Origin of the sequence: Xanthomonas nasturtii (genome assembly GCF_023337365.3) — a bacterium.
GTDB classification, from domain to species: domain Bacteria; phylum Pseudomonadota; class Gammaproteobacteria; order Xanthomonadales; family Xanthomonadaceae; genus Xanthomonas; species Xanthomonas nasturtii.
In genome coordinates this window covers 3,925,637-3,939,494 of the sequence record NZ_CP142084.2, presented here as the reverse complement: position 1 = coordinate 3,939,494, position 13,858 = coordinate 3,925,637, and the positions used below count along the sequence as shown (strand labels likewise).

Below are 13,858 nucleotides of genomic sequence, written 5' to 3'. Positions count from 1 at the left end.
GGCCTCTGCGGCGCCGCACCCGATATGCCGCCGCCCCTCGCGGATCGTGGGCCGCCGCCGAATGCGGACACGTTGGCGGCGCTGCAGGCCTGCGCGCAGGAACAAGACATTGCGCTGGCACGGCCGCACGCTGCCGGGGCGGAACACGCTGCGCCGGATCGGCAACTGGATCGCGCGATTTTCGACGGCTGCATGGCGCGCAAGGGCATGGCACCGCCGCCGCATGCCGGCGATGCTAGGCCGATGGGCGCGCACGCCGATGGGCACGCATTCGACCGGCCTGATGCGCCGGAGCAACCGCCGCCGCCGCACGATCGCGAGTTCGACGCTGCAGTGCAGGCTTGCGCGACCGCGCAACGCATCGCGGTGCCGCTCGCTGATGATTGGCCGCCGGGTCCGCCGCCCGAAGCGCTGGCGCAATGTCTGGACGACGCAGGATTCGCGCCGTCGCCGCACCATGGCTGAGATGGACGGGTGGCTTGCTGCAGGGGCCGCTAGCAGGCGTGCAGCGCGCTTGCGCGCGTTCGCTGGACAAACTGGCGGTGCCGTCTGCACGATTCTTGGATGCCTACAGTTAGGTCGCTTCGCTGCTTGCGTTCGTCAGCGCGGTGCAGACGCGTTGCCGGACGCAAGGCAGCAGCGTTGGGCGTGGTTCGAGGCGCGCATCGTGCGTTTGTGTTCTCTCCTTCGCTAACAGCTTGCATGTCACTGATGCCCCCGCCAGCGAGCAACGTCTGCTTGTCGGCATCTCGCTGCGCGGCTATTGGCTGTTAGCAGCATTGATCAGTCGCGCATTGCGTTCGCCCTGCAAGCGGACGTTGCCGTAAAGCCCAAGTGCTGAAGGTTGGCCGCTGTTACTGCCGCACGCGATTGAGTGTTACGTTGCACTGGCGGTGATGCTTCAATTTTCCCTGCATCCAGGAATGGCTGGGAATCAACGTGTTTCGAAAGCGCTGGCGTGCTCTGAAGAAGCGGCGCGGTGTTCTCGGATCAGGCGAACATTCGCGCGCACGTCGTAGGTGTATCGCCCTTCTGCATGACGTCATAGAACGGCGCGATATTCCTAACGCGCTCCATGCATGTGTCGAGTTCGCTGCAGACACCTTGTTAGCTAGCGCGAAGGCACTGTTGCGGCTCGCCGATGGAGAGTGACCGCAAATGCTCTACGCAGGGAAGATCCGGTCAGGATGAATCAGACGCCTGACGACACTGCAGAAAACGATGCCGCGTTGCGTGCGGAACTGGCCGGCATGCGTCGGTTGCATGCGCTGCAGGTCGGGCTTGCGGCACAGGCCGATGCGCTGACGGCGCTGGACGACCTTGCCGCGCTGGCCTGCGACTTCGCGCGTGCTGAGTGCGGCTGCATCCAATTGGTGGATGCGCATAGCAGCGACATGCAGCTGCGTGTCTATCGCGGTCACGACGAGCGTAGCCCGTTCGTGCAGCAGTTTCTGAAGGACGGCTTCCAGGCGACCTGCGACATCCTGCGGCGGGAACGGCGGCAGCTGGTGATCGAAGACATCGAAGATGTCGGCCCGCTGCAAGGCACCCCGGATCACCATGCCGCGCTCTGCAGCGGCATTCGTGCTGCGCAGTTCACTCCGCTATTCAATCGTGCCGGTGTGCTGCTGGGTGTGTTGGGAACCCAGTTCACCGTGCCGTACCGGCCAGCGGCGCATGAGTTGCGGTTACTGGAGCTGTTGGCGTGGACGGCTGCCGATTATGTGGAGCGTTACCGCGCCGAGCTTGCACTGCGCACCAGCGAATCGCGGCTGGCGGCACTGTCGTTGGCCAGTTCCGAAGTGCACTACCGGATGAGTCCGGACTGGGGCGAAATGCAGGCGCTGAGCGGCAGCGGCTTTCTGGCCGATACGGCCAACCCCAATCGCTCCTGGATCATGGATTACATTCCGGATGAGGACAGGGAGTTGGTACAGCACAGTATCGATGCGGGCATCCGCAGCAAGAGTGCAATCGTGTTCGAGCACAGGGTGCGGCGTGCAGATGGCAGTATCGCCTGGATCGCAACCAAGGCGGTGCCTGCGCTGGATGCCGAGGGCCGTATCGCAGAATGGTCGGGCACGGCGACCGATATCACTGCACGCAGACAGGCAGAAGAACGCCTGCGCACCAGCGAGGCGCGCCTGGCATACGTGCTCGATCAGGTGCCGCTCGGCGTCGGCCTGTTCGACCTGCAAGGTCGCTTCACCTACAAAAATACGCAATTGCACGATCAGCTCGGTGAGCACATTCCCTCGCGCGACTCGGTGCATGGTGGGCGCTGGAAGGGCTTCGATCATCAGGGCAAGCCGGTTGCGGAGGAAGACTATCCAGGCATCCGTGCATTGCGTGGCGAAGACGCGACCCTGCCGGTGGACTTTCTTCTTCTGGATGGCGACACCGAGCGCTGGCAACGCGTCAGCGCCGTTGCGTTACGCGATGGCGACAAGCTGATCGGCGGGCTCACAGTCGTGCAGGAGGTGACGGAGCAACGGCGCGTGCAATCGGAACTGTGGCGGCTGGCCGAACGTAACCGCGAGATTCTTGAAAGCATTTCCGATGCGTTTTACGGCGTGGATGCGCAGTGGCGCTTCACGTATGTCAATCGACAGGCCGAAATAGTATGGGGGCGTCCACGCACAGACCTGCTTGGCAAGGTGCTGTGGGACGAATTTCCCGACACGCTTGGCTCGGCGGCGCATGCGGCGCATGTGCAGGCCGCGCGCACGCGGCAGATGGTGCGCGTGGATGCCGCATCGCCGGTGCGCGGGCATTGGGTCGACATCAGTATCTACCCCACCGGCGATGGCGGCCTGTCGGTGTACTTTCGCGACATCACCGACAGAAAACGTGCAGAGCAACAGCTGCGTGCCAGCGAAGAGCGCTTCCGCACCGCCTTGACGATCGAAACCGTGGGCGCCACCTATTACGATATGGAAGGCCGCCTGACCGACGCCAACGATGCGTTTGTGAAGATGACCGGCTATCGCCGCGAAGACGTGGACGCCGGGACGCTGACCTGGCAGAGCCTGACTCCGCCTGCATCCAGGGCGTTGTCCGCGCAAGCGTTCGACGAACTCAGGGCCAATGGCAGCACCAGGCCGTACGAACGCGAATACCTGTGCAAGGACGGCCGCAAGCGGTGGGCCTTGTTCGCCGCCAAACTGCTGCCCGACGGCACCGGTTTCGAATTCGTACTCGACATCACCGACCGCAAGTTGGCCGAAGCGGCGCTGCGCGAGGTGCAGGAACGCAGCGCATTCCTGTTGAAACTTTCCGACGCGCTGCGGCCGCTGGCGGATCCGGCGATCATCCAGGCCAGGGCCGTGCGTTTGCTGGGCGAACACTTGAATGCCGGCCGCGCCTATTACGTGGAAATGGACGCCGGCGCCAAGCACGGTGCGGTCGAGCGCCACTGGCATCGGCCGGGCGAGACCAGCCATGCGCCCCGGTTTGCGCCAACCGACTGGCCGCTGCCGTGGCTCGGCGACGCGCGCACCTGGGTGGTCCGCGATACCGCCACCGATCTGGCGCTGTCCGACGCGCAGCGTGCGGCCTATCTTGGCAACGCTATCGGCGCCTTGATCATGCTGCCGCTGATGAAGGGCGGCCAGTTGACGGCCGCCGTGGTGGTCGATCAGCGTAGCGCGCGCGACTGGACGCCCGGAGAGGTGCGCCTGGCCGAAGAAACCGCCGAGCGCACCTGGGCCACGCTGGAGCGTGCACGTGCGCAGGGCGCGCTGCTCGACAGCGAAGAGCGCCATCGCCTGATCCTGGCAAGTGCGCGCGACTACGCGATCTTTACCACCGACACGTCCGGCTACATCCAGACCTGGCCGCCGGGTGCCGAAGCGGTGTTCGGCTGGAGCGCCGAAGAAGCGGTGGGCAGGCACATGGCGATGACCTTCGTCGCCGAGGATCGCAATGCCGGTGTCCCGCAACGCGAGCTGGAACTGGCGCGCCGCAATGGGGTTGCACCAAACATCCGTTGGCATGAATGCAAGGACGGCCGCCGGGTCTTTATCGAAGGCGCCACACGGCCGCTGCGCGATGATGGCGACGAGCCATTGGGCTATCTCAAGATCGGCCAGGACGTGACCCGGCGGCGCCAGTGGGAAGATCGCCAACAGGTGCTGCTGGCCGAACTGCAACACCGCACGCGCAATCTGATGGGCGTGGTGCGCGTGGTCTTCAACCGCACCCAGCGCAGCAGCCAGACCATCGCCGAACTGGCGTTGGTCTACAACGACCGCCTGGATGCGTTGGCGCGGGTGCAGGGCTTGTTGTCGCGGTTGAACGAGGGCGATCGCATCGTGTTCGACGAGTTGATCCATGTCGAGCTTTCGGCCATGGACGCGATCGATGCGCAAGGGCGCGGCGAACGGGTGGTGCTGGATGGGCCGCGTGGCGTGCGGCTGCGCTCCAGCACCGTGCAGACCTTCGCGCTGGCCTTGCACGAGCTTGCCACCAATGCCAACAAATACGGTGCGCTGGCACAGCCCGGCGGCCGCTTGAAGGTGCGTTGGCGGCTGCTGAGCAGCGAGGGGCGAACGCGGTTGCGCATCGAATGGACCGAAACCGGCGTCGCGATGCCGGCACCGGGGCTGGCGCCGCAGGGCTCGGGGTACGGCCGCGAACTGATCGAGCGCGCGCTGCCGTATCAGCTGCAGGCCGACACCAGTTACGTGCTGGAGCCCGATGGCGTGCGCTGCACGATCGAGTTGCCGGTCTCGGAGAGCATGCGTCTGGACGACGACCAAGGCTAGGCCGGCGCGATTGCGTGCATCGCTGCGCAATCTGCGTGCTGCAGTGCGGCTAATGGACGCGTATCAGCACCGTTGCGGTGAGCGCGCAGCCCTGCGCCAGTGCCTTGTGCCGCCGCCAACAGCAGCGGTGGCGTACGCGTCGCGCAAGCGCGATGTTGCGCCGCCCATGGTTTTTTTCGCCCGAATCCATATACTGCCCCCCAGTATGTTGCCGGAGCCGTCATGCCGCATTCCCCGCAAGAGAAAAAGCGAGCGCTAGCGCGTGTGCGTCGTTTGCGCGGGCAGTGCGATGCACTTGAGCGGGCGCTGCAGGCAGGCGCGGACTGCGCGCCTGTCTTGCAGCAGATTGCCGCGATCCGCGGGGCCGTGAATGGGCTGATGTCGCAGGTGCTTGAGGCGCATATCCGCGAAGATTTCGGGCATGCCGCCACGTCCGATGCGCAACGCGCCGAGCGGGTGCAGGAACTGCTTGGCCTGGTCCGGTCTTACCTCAAATGAAACTCCCTCCGGGTCGGCGCATGCCGTGCCCGTCCTTGAATCCCATCGTCAGGAGCGTCCTCCAATGAAATCCCGTGCAGCAGTTGCATTCGGACCCGGCAAGCCGCTGGAAATCGTCGAAATCGACGTTGCACCGCCAAAAGCTGGCGAAGTGCTGGTCCGCATCACCCACACCGGCGTGTGCCACACCGATGCCTTCACGCTGTCCGGCGACGACCCGGAAGGCATCTTTCCGTCGGTGCTCGGGCATGAAGGCGGCGGCATCGTCGAACAGGTCGGCGAGGGCGTGACCAGCGTCAAGGTCGGCGACCACGTGATCCCGCTGTACACCGCCGAATGCCGCAAGTGCAAGTTCTGTCTGTCGGGCAAGACCAACCTGTGCCAGGCCGTGCGCGCCACCCAGGGCAAGGGGCTGATGCCCGATGGCACCACGCGCTTCTCCTACAACGGCGAGCCGATCTATCACTACATGGGTTGCAGCACTTTCAGCGAATACACCGTGGTACCGGAGATTTCGCTGGCGGTGGTGAACCCGGAGGCGCCGCTGGAAAAGGTCTGCCTGCTCGGCTGCGGCGTCACCACCGGTATCGGCGCGGTGCACAACACCGCCAAGGTCAAGCCGGGCGAAAGCGTGGCGGTGTTCGGCCTGGGCGGCATTGGTCTTGCAGTGATCCAGGGCGCGGTGCAGGCCAAGGCCGGGCGCATCCTGGCCATCGACACCAACCCGGGCAAGTTCGATCTGGCACGCAGCATGGGCGCCACCGATTGCATCAACCCGAAGGACCACGACAGGCCGATACAGGAGGTCATCGTCGAGTTGACCGATGGCGGCGTGGACTTCAGTTTCGAGTGCATCGGCAACGTCAATGTCATGCGATCGGCGCTGGAGTGCTGCCACAAGGGTTGGGGCGAGAGCGTCATCATCGGCGTGGCCGGTGCCGGCCAGGAAATCAGCACCCGTCCCTTCCAGCTGGTGACCGGGCGTGTCTGGCGCGGCTCGGCCTTTGGTGGTGTCAAGGGACGTACCCAATTGCCGGGCATGGTGGAGCAGTCGATGAAGGGCGAGATCGATCTGGACCCGTTCATCACCCACACCATGCCGCTGGAAGAGATCAACGAAGCCTTCCACCTGATGCACGAAGGCAAGTCGATCCGCACCGTGATCCATTTCTGACCGTACGGCCAGGAGCGGCGCGCTGCCGCTTCCGCGCACGTGGTACCCGAACTCCGGGAGGGGCGTAATGACTAACGTGTCGATTCATCCTTCGGTAGATGGTGGTGTTACGCGTGGCGGCGCAGAAGGCTTTCAAGGGGGAACTCTTGAATTCCATTGCGCAACCGACAAGGTGACCGTGGACGTGGCGGCGCAGGCCGCGCACAACCATGCCTGCGGTTGCAGTAAATGCTGGAAGCCTGCGGGCGCGAAATTTTCGGTGGTGGCGGTGGCGCCACGCGACAAGGTCACGGTGACCGCGCACCCCGAAGAGCTGAAGATCGTCGATGAAAGCGCGACGATCCAGCGCCACGCATGCACCGGGTGCGGGGTGCATCTGTATGGCCGCATCGAAAACAAGGACCACGCCGTCTACGGTCTGGATTTCGTGCACACCGAGTTGTCGAAGCAGCAGGGCTGGTCCGCACCGGGCTTTGCCGCGTTCGTGTCGTCCATCATCGAAACCGGCACGCCGCCGGAGCAGATGGACGGTATACGCGCCCGCCTCAACGAGCTCGGGTTGACCCCGTACGACTGCCTGTCGCCGGGGTTGATGGATGCGTTGTCGACCCGGGTTGCACGACAGAAAGGCCTGCTGCATTGATTTGTCCAACCCTGCGGCCGGTAAGCCGGCTGCAGGGTTTCTCTTCGTAAGGAATCTCATGGAACGTATCGAACACCGCGCCTGCTTCGGCGGCTGGCAGGATGTCTATCGGCATCAGTCGCAGACCTTGAACTGCAGCATGACGGTGGGCGTGTATCTGCCGCCGCAGGCTGCCGATGGCCCGTTGCCGGTGCTGTATTGGCTTAGCGGCCTGACCTGCACCGAGCAGAACTTCATCGGCAAGGCCGGTGCGCAGCGCTATGCCGCCGAACATGGCGTGATTGTGGTGGCGCCGGACACCAGCCCGCGTGGCGACGATGTGGCCGACGCAGACGGTTACGATATCGGCAAGGGTGCCGGTTTCTACGTCGATGCCACCGAGCAGCCGTGGGCCGCGCATTACCGCATGTACGACTATGTAGTGAACGAATTGCCGGCGTTGATCGAAGCCAATTTCGCCACCACCGGCGTGCGCGCCATCAGCGGCCACTCGATGGGTGGCCATGGCGCCCTGACCATTGCGTTGAAGAACCCGGGCCGCTATCGCAGCGTGTCGGCGTTTTCACCGATCGTGGCGCCGAGCCAGGTGCCGTGGGGCGAAAAGGCCTTTGGTCAGTATCTGGGCGACGATCGTGAAACGTGGAAGGCCTACGACGCGACGGCATTGATCGCCGGAGCGCAGGAACGTTTACCGGTGTTGATCGACCAGGGCGAGGCCGACGAGTTTCTTGAAAACCAGCTGAAAACTGCATTATTCGAAGACGCCGCCAGGGCGGCTGGCTATCCGGTCACCGTGCGGATGCAACCTGGGTATGACCATAGCTATTACTTCATCGCCAGCTTCATCGGCGAGCACATCGCGCACCATGCTGCGGCGTTGCGTGTGTGATGGGTGCGGTGCGGTTGAGGGTGTGAGGGCTTCGTTCCGTACCCTCATCCCAACCCCTCTCCCGCAGGAGAGGGGTTCGCCCATGCGCATCTGAAAGTTCACGTCAAGCTAGCTGAGGCGATTTTTTCTTTACACGTCGACGTTTAACGCTGACGCCGCTGCCACTGCTAGAAAGTTGATGCCCACAGCGAAGCTAAGCCACCACCTGCGCCGCAAGCTTTCCCAATCGACGCATCGCGCGTTCCAGCGTTTCGCTCCACGGCTGGCCGCAGGTCAGGCGTAGATGATCTGCGTAGTCGCCACGGCTGGAATACAGATGGCCCGGTGAAGTGCCGATACCTTCAGCCAATGCGGCTTCGAACAATGCCTGGCCACTTCCGCCATCAGGCAATTGCAGCCACAGCGATAACCCTCCCGCCGGGTCGCCGACCCGTGTGCCCTCCGGCCAGTGCCGTGCGATCGCATCGCGCAGGCGTTGCCCGTTGTTGGCCAGCGCGCTTCGCAGCTTGCGCAGATGCCGTTCCAGATCGTGATGCGCCAGGTAATCGGCCAGCGCCAATTGCGGCAGGCTGGCGCTGCCGACGGTGGAGAAATATTTGGCGCGCACCAGCGCGTCGGTCCAGTCGCCGCCGAGTAGCCAGCCCACGCGCAGGCCAGGTGCCAGGACCTTGGAAAACGAGCCGCAGGTGATCACGTTGGCATGGGTGTCGAAGTAGCGTAGCGGGCGTGGGCGCTGGCCGGACCACTCCAGTTCGCCGTAGATATCGTCTTCGATCACCACCGTTCCATGGCGTGCGCAGCTGTCGAGCAATGCACGTTTGGCACTGTCGGGGGTGAGGCTGCCATTGGGATTGTTGAAGTTGGGCACCAGCACTGCCGCGCGCACCGGCGTGCGTTGCAGCAGGGTGTCCAGGCGGGCGACATCGATGCCGTGGCCGCTGCGGTTGGGCACCTCCAGTACCTTCAGGCGCAACGCGGCCACGGCCTGCAAAATGCCGTGATACGTGGGGGTTTCCACCAAGACGACATCGCCGGGTGCGGTGAGGGTGCGCAGCGCCAGGCTGATGGCTTCCATCGCGCCGGCGGTGATCACCACTTCTTCTGCAGCCACAGTGGTTGCGCAGTGCGCATAACGCTGCGCGATCTGTCGGCGCAGTGCGGCGTGGCCCTGTGGTGGTGCGTAGTCCAGCGCGGCATTGCGTTGGCGACGCAACTGACGCGACAGCGCTGCCGCCAGCTGCGTGGTGGGTAAGAACGCCGGCGAAGGGGTGGCGGTATGCAGCGGCAGTAGATCGGTGCGGGCCAGGGTGTCGAGCACGCGTTGCAAGGCCGGGTTATCGACCGTGCCCGGCTTGCGCCGCCGCGACGCCGGGGCCGTCGCGGACAGGCCGGGCGCGGTGCTGCGAACGAAATAGCCGGAGCGCGGGCGTGCCTGCACGCGTCCTTCGCGTTCGAGCTGCAGACACGCCTGCACCGCAGTCGCCGCACTGATGCCGTGATTGGCGGCCAGCTGCCGGATCGATGGCAGGCGCTCTCCAGCGCGTAAGGTGCCGCGCTCGATCTGTTGTCGCAGCTGTGCGGCCAGCGATTCGTAAAGCAGCATGCGCAGGTGCCTTCCATCTGTATTGGTCGATTTGCAGCGTATCTGAATCTGTAACGGTCGTGGCCCGCACTGCATGCTGACGGTGCCGCGCAGCGTGCGCGCTCCGTTCTCTTCTGCGAGGTGGCCGTGGTGCTTATTGATGGTGGCCCAGATGCATCTGCTGCTGGCTGCGGTGCACCGGCTGGTGTTGCGGCTTTGCCGTCTGCATGCGCGCATGCAGAGTTGGATGCGCGCATGCAGGCGTTCGTGCAGTGTCGTGTGCGGGCTGTGCGTTACCTGCGCGATGAAAGCCGATTGGCGTGCCGGCGCAGGCTGCGGTTCTTCGGCGCAGTGCAGGCGGGGGCCAAGCTTCTGCCGTCGTATGAAAGAGGCGCGGCATGAGTGCGCTTTCGACGGCGGTGACCATCCCCGCAGGCATGGCACGGCGTGCCGTCTGGCAATTGCTGGTGGCCGAAGTGTTGATCGGTTCGGTCGGTGTGTTCGTGCACGAAAGCGGGCAGGACCCGGTCACGGCGGTGTTCTATCGCTGCCTGTTCGGTGCATTGTTTCTGACTGTCTGCGGTGTCTTTAGCGGCCAATTGCGCGGGCTGTGGCAAGCACGCGCCTTGCTGCGCGATGCGACCATCAGCGGTGTGTTGCTGGTGCTCAACTGGGTTGCGCTGTTCGCCGGCATGGCACGCTCGTCGATCGGTGTGGCGACGATGGTCTATCACGTGTTTCCGTTCGTGATGCTGATTCTGGCGGCAGTCGTGCAGGGCGAGCGGACGCGCCGCACCGACCTGGGCTGGACGCTGCTGGCCTTTATCGGCGTGGCGTGTTCGGCCGACCCCGCGCGGTTGTGGCAGGCAGCCGATCGCGGCTATTTGCTCGGCATCGCACTGACCCTGCTGGCCGCCTTGCTGTGCGGTACATCGTTGCTGATGTCGCGGCGCATCAGCCGCGAGCGGCCGTTGGCTGTGGTGACCGTGCAATGCTGGGTCGGCACGCTACTGTTGGCCGGCTTTTCCAGTAGTGCGGCACTGCATCCGGGGCTGCATTGGGTCTGGTTGGTCGGGTTGGGCGTGATCCACAGCGGCGTGGTGTACGTGCTGTTCTATTCGTCGTATCGCCATCTGCACGTGGCCACGATCGCGGTACTGGCGTTCGTCTACCCGTTGGTCACGCTGCTGCTGGATTACCTGCTCTACGGCCACGCGTTGGTACCGGTGCAGTGGTTGGGCCTGACGCTGATCGTGGTCGGCACGCTGGCGGTCAATCTAAAATGGCGATGGCCACGCCGTGCAGCAGCGCCGGCGTGACCGCGGCCTGCCACGCAGAGCGCGTGGCAGTGCAGCGTCAACGGACGTCGCGCATTTCCCAGTGCGAGCCGGCCAGGGCCTGCATGCGCTGTTTGAAGAGATCGCCGGGAATGCTGGTGGTAGCGACCAGGTCGATGCGCAGGTCGTGCTGCTTGCCGGTAACCGTCGCCGCCGGGTCGGTGATGCCCAGGCTGGGATCCACCTGGTCCGGGTCGGCCTGCAGTTGGCGCCAACGGTCGAACCAGGCCGGGTCGCGTAGGGCCGCTTGCAACTGCTCGGCGAACGCATCGGCGCCATTGGCGGTGAAGCTCACCGAAGGCGCGTTACCGCGGGCAAGCGTGGGATCGGGCAGACTAATCGAGTAGCTGACAGGCATGTGCAGGGCTCGGATGGAGGACGCCGGCACGTTAGTGCAGCGTAGGTGAGCGTTTCGTCGACAGGCTGGCAGGGTGTAGTGCGGAGGAACCGTGTCGGCTCGTAGAGGCAGCTGGATGCTGGTGCCGGCAAACCGGGTGACGTTATGTAAAAAGGGCGCCTTGCGGCGCCCTTTTCGTACCACTTCCTTCTTACTTCAGCGCCTTGAAGCGCAGGCGCTTCGGGCCGGCGTCGTCGCCCATGCGGCGGCGCTTGTCTTCTTCGTACTCGCGGTAGTTGCCCTGGAAGAACTCCACGTGCGAATCGCCTTCGAAGGACAGGATGTGCGTGGCGATACGATCCAGGAACCAGCGGTCATGCGAAATCACGAAGGTGTTGCCCGGGAATTCCAGCAAGGCATCTTCCAGCGCACGCAGCGTTTCGATGTCCAGGTCGTTGGACGGTTCGTCGAGCAGCAGCACGTTGCCGCCCTGCAACAGGGTCTTGGCCATGTGCAGACGACCGCGTTCACCGCCGGACAGCGAGCCGACCATCTTCTGCTGGTCCTGCCCCTTGAAGTTGAAGCGGCCGATGTAGGCGCGCGACTGGATCTCCACGCCGTTGATGTTGAGGATGTCCAGGCCGCCAGCAATTTCCTGGAAGACGTTGTGGTTGCCTTCCAGCTTGTCGCGGCTCTGGTCCACGTACGACAGCTGCACGGTCGGGCCGACCACGATCTCGCCGGAATCGGGCTTTTCCGCACCGGTGATCATCTTGAACAGGGTCGACTTACCGGCACCGTTGGGGCCGATGATGCCGACGATGGCGCCCGGCGGCACGATCATCGACAGGTTGTCGATCAGCAAACGGTCGCCGAATTTCTTGGAGACGTTCTTGAACTCCATCACCGCGTTGCCCAGGCGTTCGCCCGGCGGGATGAAGATTTCATTGGTTTCGTTGCGGCGCTGGTAATCGACCGACTGCAGCTCTTCCAGGCGGGCCAGACGCGCCTTGCCCTTGGTACGGCCGCCCTTGGCGTTCTGGCGCGACCATTCCAGTTCCTTCTGGATCGCCTTCTGGCGTGACTTTTCCTGGTTGTCTTCCTGCTTGAGGCGCTCGTCCTTCTGGGTGAGCCAGTCGGTGTAGTTGCCCTTCCACGGAATGCCGCGGCCGCGGTCCAGTTCCAGGATCCACTCGGCGGCGTTGTCCAGGAAGTAGCGATCATGCGTCACTGCCACCACGGTGCCGGTATAGCGCGCCAGAAACTGCTCCAGCCATTCCACCGACTCGGCGTCCAGGTGGTTGGTCGGTTCGTCGAGCAGCAGCATGTCCGGCTTCTGCAGCAGCAGGCGGCACAGCGCCACGCGGCGTTTCTCACCACCGGACAGCTTGCCGACCACTGCGTCCCACGGCGGCAGGCGCAGCGCATCGGCGGCTACGTCCAGCTGGTTTTCCAGGGTGTGCGCATCGCCGGCAGCCAGGATCGCCTCCAGGCGCTCCTGTTCCTTGGCCAGCGCATCGAAGTCGGCGCCTTCCTCGGCATAGGCCAGGTACACCGCGTCCAGCGCGGCCTGCGCCTGCAACACGTCGCCCACGCCTTCTTCCACCGCTTCGCGCACGGTGTGCTCGGGGTTGAGCTGCGGTTCCTGGGCCAGGTAGCCGACCTTGATGCCGGCCTGCGGGCGGGCTTCGCCCTCGAAGTCGGTGTCCACGCCGGCCATGATCTTCAGCACCGTCGACTTGCCGGCGCCGTTCAGGCCCAGCAGGCCGATCTTGGCGCCCGGAAAGAAGCTCAGCGAGATGTCCTTGATGATCTGCCGCTTGGGCGGGACCACCTTGCTGACGCGGTTCATGGTGTAAATGTATTGCGACATGGGTGCTCCGTGGACGCAGGCAGCCCGCCGGCCGAGGCCGGAGGCAGCGGAAAAGGGATTGCGCCGATTATACCGGCAACTGCCTGGAGCCGCGGCGCACTACGCCGGAGCTAAACGGCAGCCATCCTGTTACCTGAATAGGGATTTTCGTAACCGATTCCAGCAAGAATGCGTTAAGGCGAGCAGCGCCTTAATGAAATTGCGACATCGCAAACAGGAGCTGGTCATGAACCGCAAACGCATCGTTACCGTTGTGCTTTCCTCCATCCTGGCGCTGGTTTCCTTCGCACCGGCTGCGTTTGCCGGGGATTGGGACCGCGACCATGATCGCCGCGGCCATGACCGCGACCACGGTCGGGATCATCGTGGCGACTGGCGCGGTGATCGCCGTGACTGGCGCGGTGACCGCCGTGACGACCGCCGCGAGTGGCGTCAGGACCGCCGCTATTACAGCAACGGCTACCGCGAGGGCTACCGCGATGCCCGCTACCAGGACCGCCGCTACGACCGCAACCGCGTCTATGTCTACGACCGCCCCGTGTACTACCGCGCCGGCCCGCCGCCGCGTCCGTACTGGGCCCGCGGCCAGCGCTATCACGGCCCGGTCTATGTGGTGAACGATTACGACCGCTATGACCTGCGCCGCCCGCCGTACGGTTACCGCTGGCAGCGCGACGACCGCGGCAACCTGCTGATGGTGGCTATCGCCACCGGCATCATCGCCGACCTGGTGCTCAACAACTAAGCCGGCCTTCCGCG

11 protein-coding genes are annotated in these 13,858 nt (G+C 64.4%); 8 read left to right on the top strand and 3 right to left on the bottom strand.

The window, feature by feature from the left end:
* Positions 1 to 24 precede the first annotated feature (24 nt).
* From M3O59_RS17115 to fghA, 6 genes are all read left to right on the top strand, one after another.
* Positions 25 to 465: a hypothetical protein gene (locus M3O59_RS17115; protein WP_249054551.1), complete on the top strand. Its 441-nt coding sequence runs from the start codon at positions 25 to 27 to the stop codon at positions 463 to 465.
* A 722-nt stretch (positions 466 to 1,187) separates the two neighbouring features.
* Positions 1,188 to 4,766 carry a PAS domain S-box protein gene (locus tag M3O59_RS17110; protein ID WP_116905728.1) on the top strand — a complete coding sequence of 1,193 codons (3,579 nt, stop codon included), beginning with the start codon at positions 1,188 to 1,190 and terminating at the stop codon, positions 4,764 to 4,766.
* Between the two features lie 222 nt (positions 4,767 to 4,988).
* Complete coding sequence (locus M3O59_RS17105; protein ID WP_023905100.1) at positions 4,989 to 5,264, top strand: metal/formaldehyde-sensitive transcriptional repressor; 276 nt, start codon at positions 4,989 to 4,991, stop codon at positions 5,262 to 5,264.
* A 64-nt stretch (positions 5,265 to 5,328) separates the two neighbouring features.
* Complete coding sequence (locus tag M3O59_RS17100; protein ID WP_116905727.1) at positions 5,329 to 6,438, top strand: S-(hydroxymethyl)glutathione dehydrogenase/class III alcohol dehydrogenase; 1,110 nt, start codon at positions 5,329 to 5,331, stop codon at positions 6,436 to 6,438.
* Positions 6,439 to 6,505: 67 nt separating this feature from the next.
* Positions 6,506 to 7,081 carry an S-(hydroxymethyl)glutathione synthase gene (gfa, locus tag M3O59_RS17095; RefSeq protein ID WP_116905726.1) on the top strand — a complete coding sequence of 192 codons (576 nt, stop codon included), beginning with the start codon at positions 6,506 to 6,508 and terminating at the stop codon, positions 7,079 to 7,081.
* Positions 7,082 to 7,139: 58 nt separating this feature from the next.
* Positions 7,140 to 7,970, top strand: coding sequence for an S-formylglutathione hydrolase (fghA, locus tag M3O59_RS17090; protein ID WP_064633905.1), 831 nt, complete (start codon positions 7,140 to 7,142; stop codon positions 7,968 to 7,970).
* Between the two features lie 193 nt (positions 7,971 to 8,163).
* On the opposite strand, the gene M3O59_RS17085 is transcribed toward fghA, so the two are convergent.
* Positions 8,164 to 9,573, bottom strand: coding sequence for an aminotransferase-like domain-containing protein (locus M3O59_RS17085; RefSeq protein WP_116905725.1), 1,410 nt, complete (start codon positions 9,571 to 9,573; stop codon positions 8,164 to 8,166).
* A 377-nt stretch (positions 9,574 to 9,950) separates the two neighbouring features.
* Between M3O59_RS17085 and M3O59_RS17080 the strand changes: the two genes are divergently transcribed.
* Entirely contained in the window at positions 9,951 to 10,871 is a 921-nt protein-coding gene (locus M3O59_RS17080; RefSeq protein ID WP_249046943.1) for a DMT family transporter, read from the top strand.
* Between the two features lie 37 nt (positions 10,872 to 10,908).
* Here M3O59_RS17080 and M3O59_RS17075 read toward each other — a convergent pair whose 3' ends face one another.
* Entirely contained in the window at positions 10,909 to 11,247 is a 339-nt protein-coding gene (locus M3O59_RS17075) for a hypothetical protein (protein ID WP_181920532.1), read from the bottom strand.
* A gap of 190 nt (positions 11,248 to 11,437) precedes the next feature.
* On the bottom strand, positions 11,438 to 13,099 hold the full coding sequence (gene ettA / locus M3O59_RS17070) for an energy-dependent translational throttle protein EttA (protein WP_064633896.1): 1,662 nt from the start codon (positions 13,097 to 13,099) through the stop codon (positions 11,438 to 11,440).
* Positions 13,100 to 13,325: 226 nt separating this feature from the next.
* Here ettA and M3O59_RS17065 point away from each other — a divergent pair, with 226 nt between their 5' ends.
* Positions 13,326 to 13,844: an RcnB family protein gene (locus tag M3O59_RS17065; protein ID WP_116905768.1), complete on the top strand. Its 519-nt coding sequence runs from the start codon at positions 13,326 to 13,328 to the stop codon at positions 13,842 to 13,844.
* Positions 13,845 to 13,858 lie beyond the last annotated feature (14 nt).

Excerpts from the sequence above, each read along its gene's own strand:
- M3O59_RS17105 (WP_023905100.1), top strand. The coding sequence starts at position 4,989 with ATGCCGCATTCCCCGCAAGAGAAAAAGCGAGCGCTAGCGCGTGTGCGT.
- M3O59_RS17075 (WP_181920532.1), bottom strand. The coding sequence starts at position 11,247 with ATGCCTGTCAGCTACTCGATTAGTCTGCCCGATCCCACGCTTGCCCGC.
- gfa (WP_116905726.1), top strand. The coding sequence starts at position 6,506 with ATGACTAACGTGTCGATTCATCCTTCGGTAGATGGTGGTGTTACGCGT.
- M3O59_RS17115 (WP_249054551.1), top strand. The coding sequence starts at position 25 with ATGCCGCCGCCCCTCGCGGATCGTGGGCCGCCGCCGAATGCGGACACG.
- fghA (WP_064633905.1), top strand. The coding sequence starts at position 7,140 with ATGGAACGTATCGAACACCGCGCCTGCTTCGGCGGCTGGCAGGATGTC.
- M3O59_RS17065 (WP_116905768.1), top strand. The coding sequence starts at position 13,326 with ATGAACCGCAAACGCATCGTTACCGTTGTGCTTTCCTCCATCCTGGCG.
- M3O59_RS17110 (WP_116905728.1), top strand. The coding sequence starts at position 1,188 with ATGAATCAGACGCCTGACGACACTGCAGAAAACGATGCCGCGTTGCGT.
- M3O59_RS17100 (WP_116905727.1), top strand. The coding sequence starts at position 5,329 with ATGAAATCCCGTGCAGCAGTTGCATTCGGACCCGGCAAGCCGCTGGAA.
- M3O59_RS17080 (WP_249046943.1), top strand. The coding sequence starts at position 9,951 with ATGAGTGCGCTTTCGACGGCGGTGACCATCCCCGCAGGCATGGCACGG.
- M3O59_RS17085 (WP_116905725.1), bottom strand. The coding sequence starts at position 9,573 with ATGCTGCTTTACGAATCGCTGGCCGCACAGCTGCGACAACAGATCGAG.
- ettA (WP_064633896.1), bottom strand. The coding sequence starts at position 13,099 with ATGTCGCAATACATTTACACCATGAACCGCGTCAGCAAGGTGGTCCCG.